Source organism: Bacillus sp. IBL03825 (assembly GCF_024712505.1).
Taxonomy (GTDB): domain Bacteria; phylum Bacillota; class Bacilli; order Bacillales; family Bacillaceae_G; genus Bacillus_A; species Bacillus_A wiedmannii.
This window is the reverse complement of the sequence record NZ_JAMXKE010000001.1, coordinates 3,945,234-3,962,797: the sequence shown is the minus strand read 5'-3', so window position 1 is coordinate 3,962,797 and position 17,564 is coordinate 3,945,234. Positions and strand designations below refer to the sequence as shown.

The 17,564-nt window shown below is 35.5% G+C and carries 21 protein-coding genes; 15 read left to right on the top strand and 6 right to left on the bottom strand.

Annotated features, from left to right (window positions below; all coding sequences use genetic code 11):
* Nucleotides 1-103: 103 nt before the first annotated feature.
* The 4 genes from NHG49_RS20140 to NHG49_RS20125 all read left to right on the top strand — a co-directional run bounded on the left by NHG49_RS20140 (nucleotide 104) and on the right by NHG49_RS20125 (nucleotide 1,086).
* Entirely contained in the window at nucleotides 104-400 is a 297-nt protein-coding gene (locus NHG49_RS20140; RefSeq protein ID WP_088047342.1) for a DUF3055 domain-containing protein, read from the top strand.
* A 195-nt stretch (nucleotides 401-595) separates the two neighbouring features.
* Nucleotides 596-724, top strand: coding sequence for a GapA-binding peptide SR1P (locus NHG49_RS20135; RefSeq protein WP_000536778.1), 129 nt, complete (start codon nucleotides 596-598; stop codon nucleotides 722-724).
* Between the two features lie 59 nt (nucleotides 725-783).
* On the top strand, nucleotides 784-912 hold the full coding sequence (locus NHG49_RS20130) for a GapA-binding peptide SR1P (protein WP_064474947.1): 129 nt from the start codon (nucleotides 784-786) through the stop codon (nucleotides 910-912).
* A 45-nt stretch (nucleotides 913-957) separates the two neighbouring features.
* Entirely contained in the window at nucleotides 958-1,086 is a 129-nt protein-coding gene (locus NHG49_RS20125; RefSeq protein ID WP_088047244.1) for a GapA-binding peptide SR1P, read from the top strand.
* A 40-nt stretch (nucleotides 1,087-1,126) separates the two neighbouring features.
* Here the strand turns inward: NHG49_RS20125 and NHG49_RS20120 are convergent, their stop codons facing one another.
* Together NHG49_RS20120 and speA are read right to left on the bottom strand one after the other, a co-directional pair.
* Nucleotides 1,127-1,957, bottom strand: a complete 831-nt coding sequence (locus NHG49_RS20120) for a protein-glutamine gamma-glutamyltransferase (RefSeq protein WP_258126463.1) — start codon at nucleotides 1,955-1,957, stop codon at nucleotides 1,127-1,129.
* Nucleotides 1,958-2,032: 75 nt separating this feature from the next.
* The gene (speA, locus tag NHG49_RS20115) at nucleotides 2,033-3,505 is read right to left on the bottom strand and encodes an arginine decarboxylase (RefSeq protein ID WP_142289348.1); all 1,473 of its coding nucleotides are present in this window, start codon (nucleotides 3,503-3,505) and stop codon (nucleotides 2,033-2,035) included.
* 367 nt (nucleotides 3,506-3,872) lie between these two features.
* Between speA and NHG49_RS20110 the strand changes: the two genes are divergently transcribed.
* A complete protein-coding gene (locus tag NHG49_RS20110; protein ID WP_000456565.1) occupies nucleotides 3,873-4,142 on the top strand; it encodes a UPF0223 family protein in 270 nt (89 codons plus the stop codon).
* 80 nt (nucleotides 4,143-4,222) lie between these two features.
* On the opposite strand, the gene NHG49_RS20105 is transcribed toward NHG49_RS20110, so the two are convergent.
* Nucleotides 4,223-4,849, bottom strand: coding sequence for a YktB family protein (locus NHG49_RS20105; protein WP_000175087.1), 627 nt, complete (start codon nucleotides 4,847-4,849; stop codon nucleotides 4,223-4,225).
* A 206-nt stretch (nucleotides 4,850-5,055) separates the two neighbouring features.
* Between NHG49_RS20105 and NHG49_RS20100 the strand changes: the two genes are divergently transcribed.
* Entirely contained in the window at nucleotides 5,056-5,244 is a 189-nt protein-coding gene (locus tag NHG49_RS20100; RefSeq protein WP_001250166.1) for a hypothetical protein, read from the top strand.
* An 88-nt stretch (nucleotides 5,245-5,332) separates the two neighbouring features.
* Complete coding sequence (locus tag NHG49_RS20095; protein ID WP_098103100.1) at nucleotides 5,333-6,124, top strand: inositol monophosphatase family protein; 792 nt, start codon at nucleotides 5,333-5,335, stop codon at nucleotides 6,122-6,124.
* Nucleotides 6,125-6,168: 44 nt separating this feature from the next.
* Here the strand turns inward: NHG49_RS20095 and NHG49_RS20090 are convergent, their stop codons facing one another.
* Nucleotides 6,169-6,348 carry a DUF5325 family protein gene (locus tag NHG49_RS20090; protein WP_000400129.1) on the bottom strand — a complete coding sequence of 60 codons (180 nt, stop codon included), beginning with the start codon at nucleotides 6,346-6,348 and terminating at the stop codon, nucleotides 6,169-6,171.
* A gap of 140 nt (nucleotides 6,349-6,488) precedes the next feature.
* Here NHG49_RS20090 and typA point away from each other — a divergent pair, with 140 nt between their 5' ends.
* The 3 genes from typA (at nucleotide 6,489) to NHG49_RS20075 (ending at nucleotide 9,077) form a co-directional block, all read left to right on the top strand.
* On the top strand, nucleotides 6,489-8,333 hold the full coding sequence (gene typA / locus NHG49_RS20085) for a translational GTPase TypA (RefSeq protein ID WP_064474950.1): 1,845 nt from the start codon (nucleotides 6,489-6,491) through the stop codon (nucleotides 8,331-8,333).
* A 154-nt stretch (nucleotides 8,334-8,487) separates the two neighbouring features.
* Nucleotides 8,488-8,790 carry a YlaH-like family protein gene (locus NHG49_RS20080; RefSeq protein WP_000893656.1) on the top strand — a complete coding sequence of 101 codons (303 nt, stop codon included), beginning with the start codon at nucleotides 8,488-8,490 and terminating at the stop codon, nucleotides 8,788-8,790.
* A gap of 11 nt (nucleotides 8,791-8,801) precedes the next feature.
* Nucleotides 8,802-9,077: a hypothetical protein gene (locus NHG49_RS20075; RefSeq protein WP_098103099.1), complete on the top strand. Its 276-nt coding sequence runs from the start codon at nucleotides 8,802-8,804 to the stop codon at nucleotides 9,075-9,077.
* A gap of 35 nt (nucleotides 9,078-9,112) precedes the next feature.
* Here the strand turns inward: NHG49_RS20075 and NHG49_RS20070 are convergent, their stop codons facing one another.
* A complete protein-coding gene (locus NHG49_RS20070) occupies nucleotides 9,113-9,313 on the bottom strand; it encodes a YlaI family protein (protein WP_001995040.1) in 201 nt (66 codons plus the stop codon).
* A 145-nt stretch (nucleotides 9,314-9,458) separates the two neighbouring features.
* Between NHG49_RS20070 and NHG49_RS20065 the strand changes: the two genes are divergently transcribed.
* Both NHG49_RS20065 and NHG49_RS20060 read left to right on the top strand, forming a co-directional pair.
* Nucleotides 9,459-9,914, top strand: coding sequence for a PNPOx family protein (locus NHG49_RS20065; RefSeq protein ID WP_000024571.1), 456 nt, complete (start codon nucleotides 9,459-9,461; stop codon nucleotides 9,912-9,914).
* 246 nt (nucleotides 9,915-10,160) lie between these two features.
* Nucleotides 10,161-11,489: a PhoH family protein gene (locus NHG49_RS20060; RefSeq protein ID WP_000358079.1), complete on the top strand. Its 1,329-nt coding sequence runs from the start codon at nucleotides 10,161-10,163 to the stop codon at nucleotides 11,487-11,489.
* Between the two features lie 47 nt (nucleotides 11,490-11,536).
* Here the strand turns inward: NHG49_RS20060 and NHG49_RS20055 are convergent, their stop codons facing one another.
* Nucleotides 11,537-12,034 carry a hypothetical protein gene (locus tag NHG49_RS20055; protein ID WP_064474951.1) on the bottom strand — a complete coding sequence of 166 codons (498 nt, stop codon included), beginning with the start codon at nucleotides 12,032-12,034 and terminating at the stop codon, nucleotides 11,537-11,539.
* A 150-nt stretch (nucleotides 12,035-12,184) separates the two neighbouring features.
* On the opposite strand from NHG49_RS20055, the gene NHG49_RS20050 reads away from it, so the two are divergent.
* The 3 genes from NHG49_RS20050 to pyc all read left to right on the top strand — a co-directional run bounded on the left by NHG49_RS20050 (nucleotide 12,185) and on the right by pyc (nucleotide 17,559).
* The gene (locus NHG49_RS20050) at nucleotides 12,185-12,472 is read left to right on the top strand and encodes an Fpa/YlaN family protein (RefSeq protein WP_000135698.1); all 288 of its coding nucleotides are present in this window, start codon (nucleotides 12,185-12,187) and stop codon (nucleotides 12,470-12,472) included.
* A gap of 125 nt (nucleotides 12,473-12,597) precedes the next feature.
* Nucleotides 12,598-13,779, top strand: a complete 1,182-nt coding sequence (gene ftsW / locus NHG49_RS20045) for a putative lipid II flippase FtsW (protein WP_088047248.1) — start codon at nucleotides 12,598-12,600, stop codon at nucleotides 13,777-13,779.
* 333 nt (nucleotides 13,780-14,112) lie between these two features.
* Entirely contained in the window at nucleotides 14,113-17,559 is a 3,447-nt protein-coding gene (gene pyc / locus NHG49_RS20040) for a pyruvate carboxylase (protein ID WP_258126459.1), read from the top strand.
* Nucleotides 17,560-17,564: the final 5 nt, after the last annotated feature.

The window sequence follows — 17,564 nt, the reverse complement described above, 5'->3', positions numbered from 1 at the left end:
ATACTAACATTCTACATGATACTGAATTTTTTGACAATTAAAAGGAGTATTCCTTTTTTTGTTTAATATACTAATGAAAGGTGATGGAGAAAGGTGGAAACCGATGTTTGAAAAATTGTATGATGAACATGAAAGTGTGAAGGTACGATTTTTGGGTTTTATGACACATGATACTCGTTATGATTTTGGTGTTATTTATACAAATATGTTTTTTGGAAAGCCACTCATTGTTTGCATGCAAACAGGAAGGTCTACTTTACTTGGGCGAGATGATGTAGAGAATGTTCAACATATACAGGAGATTTTTAAATTAGGATCAGAAGAGGAAGCGGCAGAGTTAGCTCAGTTTTTCAAGTTTTTAGTCCCACCTACTTCTTTGCATGCGGAATATGAAGAATAATTAATGTAAAACAGTCGTACGTATAAATATGGCTGTTTTTTTGTTTGAATATCGCATACTAATTAAAATTAAAAATATTTAATGTGTTATACTAAAAACCTATTGACGTAAAAAGTATAACATATTAAAATAAAGACAGAAAGTTAAGCGGTTACAAAAAGTTTTTGGGATTATAAACTTAGGGGGAAATGAAAAATGGGAACGATCGTATGTCAAGATTGTGAAGGTACAATTGCACACTTCGAGGATGAAAAAGTAACGGTACTTTACGGGAAATGTGGATCTTGCGGATGTGATCACACAGAGCATACAAAAGCCCAATAATGGATAGGAAATGGACAGCTAAAAGTTTTTAGGACCATAAACTTAGGGGGAAATGAAAAATGGGAACAATTGTATGCCAAGTATGTGAAGGAACAATCGGTCATTTTGAAGATGAAAAAACGACAGTGCTTTACGGAAAATGTGGTACAAATTGTGAATGTGCTAATAGAGATAAGGCGAAAGCTTAATTATAAATAAGTAGATTATTATTAAAACTCAGGGGGAAATGAAAAATGGGAACAATCGTATGCCAAGTATGTGAAGGAACAATCGGACATTTTGAAGATGAAAAATCAACAGTACTATACGGGAAATGTGGATCTCATTGCGAATGTGGCCATAAAGAACATACAAAAGCTTAAATAAGAAAAAGCGCCTACATATACATATGTAGGCGCTTTTTTAATAAATTGTAGTTGTATGACCAACTGTTGCAACGATTGCATCATCTCTAATCGGAATAAACCCTATCGATGTCTGTGGAGTGCTAGGAGAAGCGTAGTGGCTCATAAGACGGCTATCAATACGGGTAATAGTATCGGTCAAGAAAGCTGAAATAAAAGCGTAAGGGACTCGTCGTTCATTTAATGAGTATATAATTTCCTCTTTTGTTTTTACACCTACGCCATGTCCGTAAAAAAAGAAATTTCCTAGATAGATTGCATTTTCTCCTTGCCACTCGATCGTAGCTGGATTCACTTGTGGATTTTTAAAATAAACGAGATCACCTGGAACAAGATCACCACCCGTTTTTGTTATGAGCTTTAAATCTTGATCGTAGTCCCATGTATAAAGTAAAAGGTTTGCAAAGAGACGGTTGAAAGTTTCTTCCTCATATAATGATCGTAAAGATTTGTAAAAAATAATGATCATAGCGGTGGCACATTCAGTTCCATATAGTTTTCCGTTTTTGAAAATATCTTGTATGGCAATGGAAGGGGGTATGTTTGGTAGTAGCTCGAATCCTCCAAGTGACGTTCTTTTCCAATACTGGGGGTTGCAAAAGGATTGTTGAAATGTGCGAAACTGAAATCCACTTTGAAAAAGTTCTAATGCAGAAGTAATAATATTCACTCGCAAATTTAGATCAAAGCTGAGTTCATCAGATGTTCGGAAGGAATAAATTTCTTGATTTCCTGCCATTATCGATAAAATTTGTTGTTTCTCAGCTGCAAATGGCTCGTATTCATTTGTGATATAAGGATGTACAATAGAACGGCCTATTACAATCATAATCGTATCCCCACCTATACGTTACATTACTTAATATCGTATGAGAAAAGGGTAAAATGGTGAAAGAAAAGCCTATCAACTGATAGGCTTGTACTCTTTAATCACACGTAATGTTTGTAATGTCATATCTTCAGGACCTTGTACAGGTAAACCCGCTTCTAAGTTTTTACGAATATACTCTAAGTTATCTTGTGTAATAATTTCCCCCGGAGTAAAGATTGGAATCCCTGGCGGATAAACCATAACGAAATCAGCTATAATACGACCTGCTGCATTTTCAAACGGAATGACTTCTGTTTCTGAATAAAAAGCATCTCGAGGAGAAAGTGCTAGCACTGGTATTTCTGGAATTTCTACTTGTATTTGAACACCTTTATCGGCTTTATTTCTAAATGTTGCTGCTAAATCTTGTAATGCTGCAATAAGTGTATTTGTCTCACTTTCTGTATCCCCAAAAGTGACAAGACATAGTATGTTGTATAAATCCGAGAGTTCTACTTCAATGTTATATTGCTCTCTAAGCCATACTTCAGCCTGATGGCCTGTAATACCTAAATCTTTTACAGATACAATTATCTTTGTAGGATCGTAGTTAAAAGTAGCATCTGTACCTAGCATTTCTTTCCCAGGACAGTAAAGATCCTCAACAGCATTAATAGCATCACGAACTTGTTCCGCTAATTGTATTGTTTGTTCTATGAGTGCTGTTCCTTCTGTAGCAAGACGTTTTCTAGCAACATCTAGGGATGCTAACAAGATGTAAGAAGTTGATGTAGTCGTAAGCATGCTAATAATAGATTGAACATGTTTAACGTTCACAAGGCCTTCCTTCACGTTAAGAATAGAACTTTGCGTTAAAGATCCTCCTAATTTGTGAACACTTGTTGCTGCCATATCTGCACCGGCTTGCATCGCTGACATCGGCAATTCATCGTGAAAATGAATATGAACACCATGAGCCTCATCAACTAGTACAGGGATATCATAAGAATGCGCTAATTGGACAATCTGTTCTAAGTCCGCAGCAAAGCCAAAGTATGTTGGATTAATAACAAGTAAGCCTTTCGCATCTGAATGCTCTTCAAGTGCCTTTTTGACAGATTGAATTGTGATTCCGTGTGAAATACCAAGTTTTGGATCGATTTCAGGATGCATGAAAATCGGTTTTGCACCTGAGAAAATAATAGCTGACATTACTGATTTATGCACGTTTCGTGGCACTAGGATTTTGTCACCAGGACCGCACACGCTCATCACCATTGTCATTATTGCACCACTTGTACCTTGAATAGAAAAGAAAGTATGATCTGCACCAAATGCAGAGGCTGCTAAATCTTGTGCTTCTTTAATCATACCTTTTGGATGATGTAAATCATCGAGCGGCGCAATATTAATTAAATCAATTGCTAATGCATTATGCCCAATAAATTCGCGAAATGTAGGATCCATGCCCTGACCTTTTTTGTGACCAGGAATATGGAATTGAATTGGATTTCGCTTACTGTGCTCAACTAAAGCGGTAAACAATGGTGTTTCGTATTGGGACAATCTATACACCCCTTCTTTTTCATAATATTTATTAGAGTTTGTTTTATATAATCTTGTTCTAAAAAAGTTAAGTGCTTTTTAGAATGAGACTTGTTTTTCTGCCAATCACAAAAGCATTTTTGAGATGGTAGGTTCACTTTATTTTCTATAAAACAAAAGCATTATATCACCAATAATTATAGATGTATAGAAAAAAATATTTTTACAGTGAGTATGTTAAATAGTTATTTCCAATTAACTTATAGAGGAAGACAATTCCATCACAATGAATAAATAGTGTATAATGCAAAGTGGCTATAGTGAAGAAGAAAAAAATCCCTTTAAGATAGCATATTGAAATAAGAAGAAATGATAAATGAGGTGCGAAATGGAATATCAATATCCGTTAGATTATGATTGGTCAAATGAGGAAATGGTTGTAATTGTGAAGTTTTATGAAGCAATTGAGAAAGCATACGAAAAAGGAATTATAAGAGAAGAATTAATGGGATTATATCGTCGTTTTAAAGAGATTGTTCCATCTAAAGCAGAAGAGAAGAAAATTGATAAAGAGTTTCAAGAAGTAAGTGGATATTCTATATACCGTGCGATTCAAAGGGCGAAAGAAACTGAAGAACAAAAGCTTGTGAAAATGTAAAAATATTTTGAAAAATGAAAACTGAAGTGATATAATGTGATAACAACTAAAAACGGACAATATAAATTGTCCGTTTTCTACTATCGATTACAAAGTGCATATAAAGGAAGGAGTGATTGCATCGTAGATTCAATCTTAGCAAGGAATTGTTCGTTGGTCATTGCTGAAAACTCCTCTGGTGATATATGAATACCAACTAATAATTCTGCTTTTTTTACAGTAGCTAGACGTTCAATCATCTTTTGTAAGTCTTCTGTTTCAAGTGTTTTATGTAATTTTACACTTGGTTTAGTATGGTCAATGGACCAAACGAAGTCATTTGGAATATTTGTTTTTAAATCATTTAAATGTTCTAAGAAGGCGTGAGCCGTCTCCACTTTTTGTGGACACTCATAGATTAAACCAAAGTATATGAAGGCATGAGTACCCCATAATCCAATTTGGAAATGTGGCAGCATTTTATAACCGCGTTTATTTGTTGAAAAAGCAACCCAAGTATCGTTTGGTGGATTGACTTTGCGGCGTGCATGTTTTGCTACATGATAAAAAAAGTTCTCATCAGTTTGTTTGGATAAATACGTTGCAAACTGTTCCCCTAAAGCTTCCAGCTTAGGATGAATGTTCGTTTTAATTGCACTCATTCGTTCTTCGAGACCATCAACTGTAAAGACCTCAAAATCAGTTGACTTGAATGTTTGTAGTGTCATGATTGTTCCTCCAACTCCTATTTTGCTTTTATTTTAGCATAGCTTGTACTATTCATAAAAAAAACAGCACAAAAAAAATTAAATAAAAAAATATAATTTTGTTGCATAGATGATTTATCCAACATAGTATAGTATAAAACAAAAAATCAGAAAATTGAATCAATTCCAGTCCGAGGGCAGACGAATATTGGGAGGAGGCAAATAATATGAGACAGGTGATTAATGCGTTAAAGAGAACAGATGCTGAAAAGAGAATACCGGTGCTACGTTTGGAGCTAGATTATGAATTAGCAACTTTATATGATGCGATGATGGAGAATGATAAACTGAAAAAAGAAGAGTGTGTACAAAAGTTAGAAGTGTTAAGACTTGAAATGATTCGTTTAGAAGCGTAATAATAGTATATGTATAAAAAATTAGTTGGTGCGAACCTTATAAAGGGTTCGTTTTTTCTGTGAACAGTATAGATCGGAGTGTTTAAACATGCAAGAAGTATGGAAAGACATCGATGCACACGCCAAACAGTGGATTCGAGATGCAGGAGAGTTTTTAATGGCATCAATGGAAAAAGCACTTATTATAGAAACGAAATCCAATGCAGCTGATTTAGTAACAAATATGGACCGAGAAATAGAACAGTTTTTAATTGGGAAAATTAAAGAAACATTCCCGAACCATAATATTTTAGGAGAAGAAGGTTATGGAGATGAGGTAACTTCTTCTGATGGGGTTGTTTGGTTAATTGATCCAATTGATGGCACGATGAACTTTGTTCATCAAAAAAGAAATTTTGCAATTTCAATTGGAATTTATGAGAACGGTATCGGAAAGGTTGGACTCATTTATGACCCAGTTCATGATGAATTATACCATGCGGTAAAGGGAGCCGGAGCATTTTGTAATGAAGTAACAATACCTTTATTGGAAAAAGGAACTGTAGAGCAAGGTATTGTAGCATTAAATGCGATATGGCTTACCGACAATCCATTGCTTAATAAGGAAAGTATGATGGCACTGGTTAAGAAAGCAAGAGGCACGAGATCATATGGCTGTGCAGCGTTAGAGATGGTATACGTTGCAACAGGAAGAATAGATGCATATGTAACGCCGAGATTATCACCATGGGATTTTGGTGGGGGACAGATAATTGTAGAGGAAGTTGGAGGCAAGGTGACAACTTTTTCTGGATCTCCGCTTTCTATCGTAGAGAAGAGCAGCGTATTAGTTGCAAAACCAGGAGTGTATGAAGAGTTGTTACGATTTATAGCGGAGTAACAAAAAAAGTAAGAGGCTGTATAAGCGCTTCTTACTTTTTGACGTTATTGCGATTTACGCATTTTTCTTTTTGTTACAAAACCGTATCCAACTGTAACAAATGTGCCGATAATGCAAATAATAATACCGATGGGACTATTTTCAGCAACCATAATGCCGATACCGATTAAGAAAATAACACCGATAATTGCAGTTAATAAAAAGCGATATTGAATGTGTTCCATTTCTTCACCCTCCAATCTCATTTTACTTTCACAAAAGTAAGAATACAACTATATTTTCATTCTTGATTTTATTTTGATTGCCATTGTATCCCCTTCGCTCTTATAATAGAGAAGGATTAAAAAGACATTAGGAGTTGGACATGTTGAAAAAACGACAAGATTTACGAAATATAGCAATTATTGCCCACGTTGACCATGGTAAAACAACACTTGTTGACCAGTTATTACGTCAAGCGGGGACGTTCCGTGCGAATGAACATATTGAAGAACGCGCAATGGACTCAAACGATCTAGAAAGAGAACGTGGTATTACAATTTTAGCGAAGAATACTGCGATTCACTATGAAGATAAAAGAATTAACATTTTAGATACACCTGGTCACGCTGACTTCGGTGGAGAAGTGGAACGTATCATGAAAATGGTTGATGGTGTTCTACTTGTTGTTGATGCATATGAAGGTTGTATGCCACAAACACGATTTGTTTTAAAGAAAGCTCTTGAGCAAAATTTAACTCCAATCGTTGTTGTAAACAAAATTGACCGTGACTTCGCTCGCCCTGATGAAGTAGTTGATGAAGTAGTTGACTTATTCATCGAACTTGGTGCAAACGAAGATCAATTAGAGTTCCCAGTTGTATTTGCATCAGCAATGAACGGAACAGCAAGCTTAGATTCAAATCCAGCAAATCAAGAAGAGAATATGAAATCATTGTTTGACACAATTATTGAACATATTCCAGCACCAGTTGATAACAGCGAAGAGCCACTTCAATTCCAAGTAGCACTTCTTGATTACAATGACTATGTTGGTCGTATCGGGGTTGGACGCGTATTCCGTGGTACAATGAAAGTAGGACAACAAGTTGCATTAATGAAAGTTGATGGAACTGTAAAACAATTCCGTGTAACGAAATTATTTGGTTACATTGGATTAAAACGTCAAGAAATTGAAGAAGCAAAAGCTGGAGATTTAGTAGCTGTTTCAGGTATGGAAGACATTAACGTAGGTGAAACGGTATGTCCGGTTGAGCATGAAGAGGCTTTACCATTATTACGTATTGATGAGCCAACACTACAAATGACATTCCTTGTAAATAACAGCCCATTTGCAGGTCGTGAAGGTAAATTCATTACATCTCGTAAAATTGAAGAGCGTCTTCGTTCACAATTAGAAACAGATGTAAGTTTACGTGTAGATAATACAGATTCTCCTGATGCATGGATCGTATCTGGACGCGGGGAATTACATTTATCTATCCTAATTGAAAACATGCGTCGTGAAGGTTATGAACTACAAGTATCTAAGCCTGAAGTAATTATTAAAGAAGTTGATGGCGTAAGATGTGAGCCTGTAGAGCGCGTGCAAATCGATGTACCTGAAGAATACACTGGTTCTATTATGGAATCTATGGGTGCACGTAAAGGTGAAATGTTAGATATGGTGAATAACGGAAACGGTCAAGTTCGCCTTACTTTCATGGTTCCAGCACGTGGTTTAATTGGTTACACAACAGAATTCCTAACATTAACTCGTGGTTATGGTATTTTAAACCACACATTTGATTGCTACCAACCAGTACATGCTGGACAAGTGGGTGGACGTCGTCAAGGTGTTCTAGTTTCACTTGAAGCAGGAAAAGCATCACAATACGGTATTATGCAAGTTGAAGACCGTGGTGTAATCTTCGTTGAACCAGGTACAGAAGTATATGCTGGTATGATCGTTGGAGAACACACTCGTGAGAATGACTTAACAGTTAACGTTGTAAAAATGAAACAACAAACTAATATTCGTTCTGCGACGAAAGATCAAACTTCAACAATGAAAAAACCACGCTTAATGACTTTAGAAGAGTCATTAGAGTACTTAAACGATGACGAGTTCTGTGAAGTAACTCCAGAATCGATTCGTCTACGTAAAAAGATTCTTGATAAGAGCGAGCGCGAAAGAGCTGCTAAGAAAAAGAAATCTGTAGAAGCGTAAAATAATAGAACAGCTACCTTTGAGGGGTGGCTGTTTTTTATTGTATTTATTTTTGGAATATTTACTCTTTTTGTGGACAGTATTTTTTTTGCAGGTTACTCTTGTATTAAGTACATAAATAAAATTTGTTTCTTGTGAGAAAGGGGGATGAATGATGTTAGAAAGAATGTCGTTTTTTGCGAAATTATGTAAAGTTGATGAAAATCCAGAACTAGGGATGTGGTTGCTATATGGCATCATTATTATATTAAGTGCACTTGTGTATAATTTAGGTTTTGCAAGAAAACTATCAATAATAAAAAATATAGTGATATATATATCGTTAGCGATTGGGTGTACAGTTTTAACTTTCTTTGCAGTTTTTTTACCTGTTGGAGAGGGCCTTGTTGTAGCGGCAATTGTACTTGGGATTTATAGGTTGCGTTTACGTCAAGCAAGACAACAAAAAGCAGGGTGAGGGGGAGTTTTATGCGTTCAGTACAAGATGCATTATATAATTGGTTAACAATTAAAACAGTTGCGGAAGCACGTCCAGATGATCGTGCTGCAAAAGAAACGTATTTGTTATTTCAAAATATGATATATGAGGAACATAAATTAAAGAATGTGGAAGTTAAAAAGAATGAAGAAATGTATTTGATTACATATGAAATGAATGGAGAAAGAAAATCTGCGAGGTTTCCATTAGAAGCTATTGATTGCTTTTTGGATCAAATGAATTGTGAACCTGAAAAATATAAATAAGTCCTTATCTATATGATTAAGGACTTATTTACATTTTACCAATCGTCTTCGACTTTTTTATCACGATATAATCGGAAATTACCACTTGCATGACGTTCCATCGTACGTTCTGCAATTCGTTCCGAACATTCCATGCACATATATGTATGAATAGGGCGGTTACGTAGTTTTTTTGCCATAGGATTTTCATCATCTAACATATCTTTTTTATCACAAATCATACATTTGACTCTCATTTCGTCACCTCAATACGAATTCTATCAGTATAAGTATATCATGGAAGGGTAATATTTTTGAATAATAGCGGGAAAAAATAATATTTTCGCAATTCGAAAAATAAGTTATGATAAGGATATAGTAAGTATATTTGGAGGTGGAAATATGGCGAATGTAGTAGATCCTACATTAACAGATGATTTAGTACAAACGTTACGTAAAGAATGTATTGTTATGGTAGCAACAACAGACTTCGAAAAACAAGTTCCTAACGTAAGTGCTATTTCTTGGGTGTATGCAGTGAGTAAAACTAGTATTCGATTTGCAGTAGATCAACGTTCACGTATTGTGGAAAATATACGGCATAGTACTGGGCTAGTATTGACTATAATGGCGAATGAATCCGTATTTTCCATAAGTGGTGCAGGTGAAATTTTGACTGATAGAATGGAAGGCATTCCTCTAAAATTAACTGTAATAGAAGTAAATGTACAAGAAGTACGTGATGTTATGTTTTATGGAGCGAAACTTGCAACTGAGCCAACGTATGAAAAAACATATGACATTCGCGCAGCGAAAAAGCTGGATAACCAAGTGTTAGTAGGAATAAAAGAATTATAAATGTGATAAATAAGAAAATAAGTTATTAACTTTTGTAATCAGTTATTGTGATTTTATGTTAATAATTATAATTAAAAGTAATATATTGAATAGAAATGAATAAAAAATAAATAAAAGGTTTAATGGCTATGAATTTCGATTCTACCTCGTTTATACGGTACATATAATTATAACAATGGTTCGTCCATATTTTATGGATGAAACCCTTGTTCTACAAATTTAAAAGTGGAGTCAGGGGGTAACAGGTTGGATAAAATTTATGTGTTAGATACGAATGTACTTTTGCAGGATCCTTTATCTATTTTTTCATTTGAAACCAATGAAGTAGTGATTCCAGCAGTTGTATTAGAAGAGGTTGATTCGAAAAAACGTTATATGGATGAAGTAGGACGAAACGCTCGTTATGTATCTAAGTTAATAGACAAATTTCGTGAAATAGGAAAGCTGCATGAAAGTATTCCGTTAGAAAACGGCGGTACATTTCGTATTGAATTAAATCATCGTTCATTTGTTCAACTACAAGATATTTTTGTAGAAAAAACGAATGATAATCGAATTTTAGCTGTAGCAAAAAATCTATCTTTAGAAGAACAAGAAAAAGAGGACGGGAAGTCTGTTATTTTAGTAAGTAAAGACGTGCTCGTAAGGGTAAAAGCTGATGCAATTGGTTTGAAGGCGGAAGATTATTTAAGTGATCGTGTAATTGAAGTAGATAATATATATTCAGGATTTTTAGAAGGGTATATATCAAAAGAGCAATTAGATTATTTTTATGAAAAAGGTGAATTGCCTTTATCCGAAATTGCAAATCACCCTTTTTATCCAAATCAGTTTGTAGTAATGAAAGATGCATTAGGGGGATCTAGTTCAGCACTTGGCATTGTGGATCACTTAGGTAAGAAGGTAAAGAAACTTATTTTTCACAATGAACAAGTATGGGGGATACGACCACGAAATGTGCAGCAAATTATGGGACTAGAATTGTTGCTTCGTGAAGATATTCCGCTAGTAACGTTAACAGGGAAAGCTGGTACAGGAAAAACATTACTTGCTTTAGCTTCGGGGCTCATGCAAACTGAAGATTTAGGGCTATATAAAAAACTACTAGTTGCAAGGCCAATTGTTCCAGTCGGAAAAGATATCGGTTATTTACCAGGAGAAAAAGAAGAAAAGTTAAGACCATGGATGCAACCGATTTTTGATAATCTAGAGTATTTATTTAATACGAAAAAGCCAGGAGAGTTAGATGCTATTTTAGCTGGAATGGGTTCGATTGAAGTGGAGGCCCTTACCTATATACGTGGGAGAAGTATTCCAGATCAGTTCATTATAATTGATGAAGCACAAAATTTAACGAAGCATGAAGTGAAAACGATACTAACAAGGGTAGGAGAAAAAAGTAAAATTGTATTAATGGGAGATCCACAGCAAATTGATCACCCGTATTTGGATGAATATAATAACGGTTTAACATATGTTGTAGAGAAGTTTAAAGAGCAGCGTATTAGTGGTCATGTAAAGTTTGTTAAAGGGGAGCGGTCTAATTTAGCTCAACTAGCAGCAGATTTATTATAAAAAAGAGTGAGCTGAAGCTCACTCCTTTTTTCTTTCAAGTATACATGTTAAATAATAGTAAATTTACGGATGTTACGGATTGGATTTTGTCTATTAGATCCATCATTGTAATATAGATGAACAGGTCCATCCTCTTTTAATGGCTTTCCTTCTTTTGAAAAACCAAGAATAGCATTTTTGACAGTTTCTAATGGAAGTATTATTGTTTGATCTACTGTTTCAATTTCGACTTGCGTAGCGTCCTCTGAAATTTCGGCGTTAGCAAGAAATGGATGAAATGGTATACCGAACGTTCCAGTAATTAGTTGTTCTTTTTTATATTTCTTTACACTTTGTTGTATCGGTGGAAACGCAGCACCATCACGGATTTCACGATCCCAATGCTCTGAAGTGTTTTTTAAATAAGCTTCTAGTTCTGAAGTGTTTTCTCTTGTTTCATCAAAGTAAGTTGTCAAATCTACTTTTCGATCATCAAAGATCCAAACAGTTGGATCGATAGTGATTGGAAAACGAACTTTTCCATTAATAAATAAAATTTCGCTCATTGTTGTTCCCCCATTTGTGTTATACTCCCACTTTTCAGTATAATAGCATTAGACACGGTTGTCACAAAAAATGTTTCTATTGCAATTTACTAAAACTATCGCTAATATTAATAGATAGGAGAGAGTAGGACGGAAACGGAGGGAATCAATTTGGCGTCTGAGACAGTATCAAATCATCAGGAAAAGGCACTAGCCCTTCTACAAGCGGATGCGGAGAAGATTTTAAGACTTATTAAGGTGCAAATGGACAATCTTACAATGCCGCAATGTCCATTATATGAAGAAGTGTTAGACACACAAATGTTTGGACTATCCCGCGAGGTCGATTTTGCAGTTCGCCTTGGTCTTATTGCAGAAGAACAAGGGAAAGCAATGTTAGGAGAGCTTGAACGTGAGTTATCTGCACTTCATGAAGCATTTACAAACAAACAACAATAACGGGTTCAAATAGGGGGGCTCAAACTGAAATAGTTTGGGCTTTTTATTTGTATAATAAAGCAGGAAGAATCAATGTACATATGGAATACAACAATAATTAAATTGAAACAGAAAGAGGAAATGAAATGAAAAGAGTATGGAAATCAATGGATTATTCATTATTACTTCCTCTTGTTATCTTATGTGTGTTGGGAGTTATAATGGTATATAGTTCTAGTTCCATTGTCGCGATTTCGTCGAGATATAACTGGCCGGCAAATTACTTTTTTAAAAAACAATTAGTTGCTCTTGCTATTGGAACGGTAATACTAGTGATTGTTGCTGTAATTCCTTACAAATTTTGGAGGAAAAAAATAGTTCTTACAGCGATGGGATTAGGGAGTCTGGGCTTACTAACAGCAGCTTTCCTTTTCGGTAAGGTAATCAATGGTGCAAAAGGATGGATACTAGGTATACAACCAGCTGAGTTTGTAAAAATAGCAGTTATTATTACGCTAGCAAGTTTTTTTGCTAAGAAACAAGAGAGGCAAACCCCTTTTTTCCAAGGGATCATACCTCCTATATTTGTTGTCGGTGGATCGATGGTATTAATTTTATTACAAAATGACTTAGGGACCGACATATTAATAGGTGGAACAGTGTTAATTATGTTCTTCTGTTCAGGAGTTAATGTTAACTTGTGGATTAAAAGATTTTTATTAACATCTGTCTTGTGGATTCCGGCGTTGTATTTTATCGGAAACTATAAATTAAGTCTATACCAAAAAGCTCGATTTTCAGTTTTTCTTGATCCATTTAACGATCCTCAAAATGATGGATTCCAATTAGTTAATTCTTTTATTGGAATTGCCTCAGGCGGGTTAAATGGTAGAGGATTAGGGAATAGTATACAAAAGTATGGCTACTTACCAGAGCCACAAACGGATTTTATTATGGCAATTATATCTGAAGAACTAGGTTTTATAGGTGTAGCTATCATTTTAATCTGTTTATTACTTATTATCATTCGTTCGTTTAGAGTGGCACAAAAGTGTAAAGATCCATTTGGAAGTTTAATTGCAATCGGAATTGCAAGTTTAATTGGGATACAAACTTTTGTTAATGTTGGTGGTATGTCTGGATTAATACCACTTACAGGAGTACCGTTACCGTTTATTAGTTATGGTGGTAGTTCTTTATTGGCTAATCTAATCTCAATGGGTATATTATTAAATGTTGCTAGTCATGTAAAACGACAAGAGAAACAACAAAATGAGATAATGAAAGAAAGAGAGCAAGATGGACCGCATCTTGTTGTAGTAAAATAAAAAACACATTGTACTCTAAAGTACAATGTGTTTTTTATTTTCAAGAAACATTAAATATGACGTATTAATTGATAATTATATTAAAAAATATATCACATTTAATTAAATGTGATATACAATTAAGTTGTTAGAAAAGGAAGAGGTATGCTATACTGTTTTTGTGAAACAAATTGATCAGAAAACTTATCATTTGTTAAAAAATAAGGTATGATGGATAAAAATAAAGTGAAGCTTTCTAAGTATAATATAATGTAGAAAGTGAAGAACTTCACGCTCTTTATGGTGTGTGTATATTTTATCTCTAGAGTGGTAGGAAAGTAGAGGGGGAAAATCATGACAAAGCTGCAACGTATTCAAAAAGTATTGGTAGCTAACCGTGGAGAGATTGCAATTCGTGTGTTTCGAGCTTGTTCGGAACTTGGATTAAAAACAGTTGCAATCTATTCTAAAGAGGATAGTGGTTCTTATCATCGTTATAAAGCCGATGAGTCCTATTTAGTTGGGGAAGGGAAAAAGCCAATTGATGCTTATCTAGATATTGAGGGCATTATTGAGATTGCGAAAAGTAATCATGTAGATGCAATCCACCCTGGATATGGTTTCTTGTCAGAAAATATTCAATTCGCAAAACGTTGTGAAGAAGAAGGGATTATCTTTATTGGTCCAAAGAGTAAGCATTTAGATATGTTTGGAGATAAAGTGAAAGCAAGAACACAAGCGCAGCTAGCACAAATTCCAGTTATTCCTGGTAGTGATGGGCCGGTAAATTCAGTAGAAGAAGTTGGAGAATTTGCTGAAAAGTATGATTACCCGATTATTATTAAAGCTTCCCTTGGCGGTGGCGGTCGTGGTATGCGTATTGTACGTACTAGTGAAGAATTAAGAGAATCGTATAATCGAGCGAAGTCAGAAGCGAAAGCAGCCTTTGGTAATGATGAAGTATACGTTGAAAAATTCGTTGAAAAACCTAAACATATAGAAGTTCAAATTTTAGCAGATGAAGAGAGCAATGTTGTTCATTTATACGAGCGTGACTGTTCTGTACAACGTCGTCACCAAAAAGTGGTAGAAATCGCACCTAGTGTGTCGCTTTCAGATGATTTGCGTCAGCGTATTTGTGATGCTGCTGTTAAATTAACAAAAAATGTAAATTATTTAAACGCAGGAACAGTAGAATTTCTTGTAAAAGGTGATGAGTTTTACTTTATTGAAGTAAATCCGCGTGTTCAAGTTGAACATACAATTACAGAAATGATCACAGGGGTAGATATCGTTCAATCGCAAATTTTAATAGCTGATGGACATGCATTACATAGTAAAATGGTAGGTGTTCCGAAGCAAGAGGAAGTAGTTGTTCATGGATTTGCGATCCAATCTCGTGTAACGACTGAGGACCCACTAAATAATTTTATGCCGGATACAGGGAAAATTATGGCATACCGATCAGGCGGTGGTTTCGGTGTTCGTCTTGATACAGGTAATAGTTTCCAAGGTGCTGTTATTACACCGTACTATGATTCTTTACTTGTAAAAGTTACAACATGGGCACTTACTTTTGAACAAGCTGCTGCGAAAATGGAACGTAACTTAAAAGAATTCCGTATTCGTGGTATTAAAACAAATATTCCATTCCTAGAGAATGTAGTAAAACATAAAAACTTCTTATCAGGAGAATATGACACTTCATTTATTGATGCGTCACCTGAACTATTCCTGTTCCCGAAACGTAAAGACCGCGGAACGAAAATGTTAAATTACATTGGGACAGTAACAGTAAATGGCTTCCCAGGAGTAGGGAAAAAAGAGAAACCCATTTTCCCGGATGCTCGTATACCGAATGTATTACACTCAGAGCCGATTCAAAATGGAACGAAACAAATTTTGGATGAGCGTGGAGCGGACGGATTAGTAAAATGGGTACAAGATCAAAAGCGTGTACTTTTGACGGATACAACATTCCGTGATGCACATCAGTCACTACTTGCCACGCGTATTCGTACAAAAGATTTACATCAAATTGCAGAGCCGACAGCGAGAATGTTACCGAACCTATTCTCAGCGGAAATGTGGGGCGGTGCAACGTTTGATGTTGCATATCGTTTCTTAAAAGAAGATCCATGGGAACGATTACTAGATCTTCGTGAAAAAATGCCAAACGTTTTATTCCAAATGTTACTTCGTTCTTCAAACGCAGTTGGTTACAAAAACTATCCAGATAATTTAATTCAAAAGTTTGTGGAATGTTCTGCTCAAGCTGGAATTGATGTGTTCCGTATTTTTGATAGTTTAAACTGGGTAGAAGGTATGAGAGTTGCGATTGATGCTGTACGGGATACTGGTAAAATTGCAGAAGCAACAATGTGCTACACAGGAGATATTCATGATCCGTTACGTAGTAAATATGATTTAAATTACTATAAAAACTTAGCAAAAGAGTTAGAAGCATCAGGAGCACATATATTAGGAATTAAAGATATGGCAGGCTTATTAAAACCTAATGCGGCATATGATTTAGTTTCTGCATTAAAAGAGACGGTATCGATTCCGATTCACTTGCATACACACGATACGAGTGGAAATGGTATATTAACGTATACAAAGGCAATTGAAGCAGGTGTTGATATTGTCGATGTGGCAGTAAGTTCTATGGCTGGTCAAACGTCACAACCAAGCGCAAACACGCTATACTATGCGTTAGGTGGAAACGAAAGACAGCCAGACGTTAACGTAGATTCATTAGAAAAACTATCTCATTACTGGGAAGATGTACGTAAATACTACGCGCCGTTTGAAAGTGGTATGAATGCTCCTCATACAGAGGTATATATGCACGAAATGCCAGGCGGACAGTATAGTAATCTACAACAACAAGCGAAGGCGGTTGGTTTAGGAGATCGCTTCGACGAAGTGAAAGTAATGTATCGTCGTGTAAATGACATGTTTGGCGATATTGTTAAAGTAACACCATCATCTAAAGTTGTCGGTGATATGGCGTTATTTATGGTTCAAAATCACTTAACAGAACAAGATGTTTTAGAGCGTGGGCATTCTATGGACTTCCCAGGATCTGTTGTTGAAATGTTCTCAGGAGATTTAGGACAGCCATATGGTGGTTTCCCGAAAAAGTTGCAAGAAATTATTTTAAAAGGGAAAGAGCCATTAACAGTAAGACCGGGTGAATTATTAGAGCCAGTAGATTTCGACGCGTTAAAAGAAGAGCTATTCCATAAGCTTGGACGCGAAGTGACGATTTTTGATGTCGTTGCATATGCATTATATCCAAAAGTATTTATGGATTACGAAAAAGTTGCTGAGCTTTATGGAAGTGTATCTGTGCTTGATACACCGACATTCTTCTATGGTATGAGACTTGGTGAAGAAATCAATGTGGAAATCGAACAAGGTAAAACATTGATGGTTAAACTAGTATCAATCGGAGAGCCTCAGCCGGATGGAAATCGTATTCTTTACTTGGAGTTTAACGGTCAACCACGTGAGATTGTTGTGAAAGACGAAAGTGTGAAAGCAACAGTGGCACAACGTGTGAAAGGAAACCGTGAAAATCCAAACCACATTAGTGCAACAATGCCAGGAACGGTTATTAAAGTAGTTGTAAAAGAAGGCGATGAAGTGAAAAAAGGCGATTCTATGGCAATTACAGAAGCGATGAAAATGGAAACGACAGTTCAAGCGCCGTTCAATGGTAAAGTGAAAAAAGTATATGTTAACGATGGAGATGCAATTCAAACGGGTGACTTACTGATTGAATTAGATCACTAAAATAG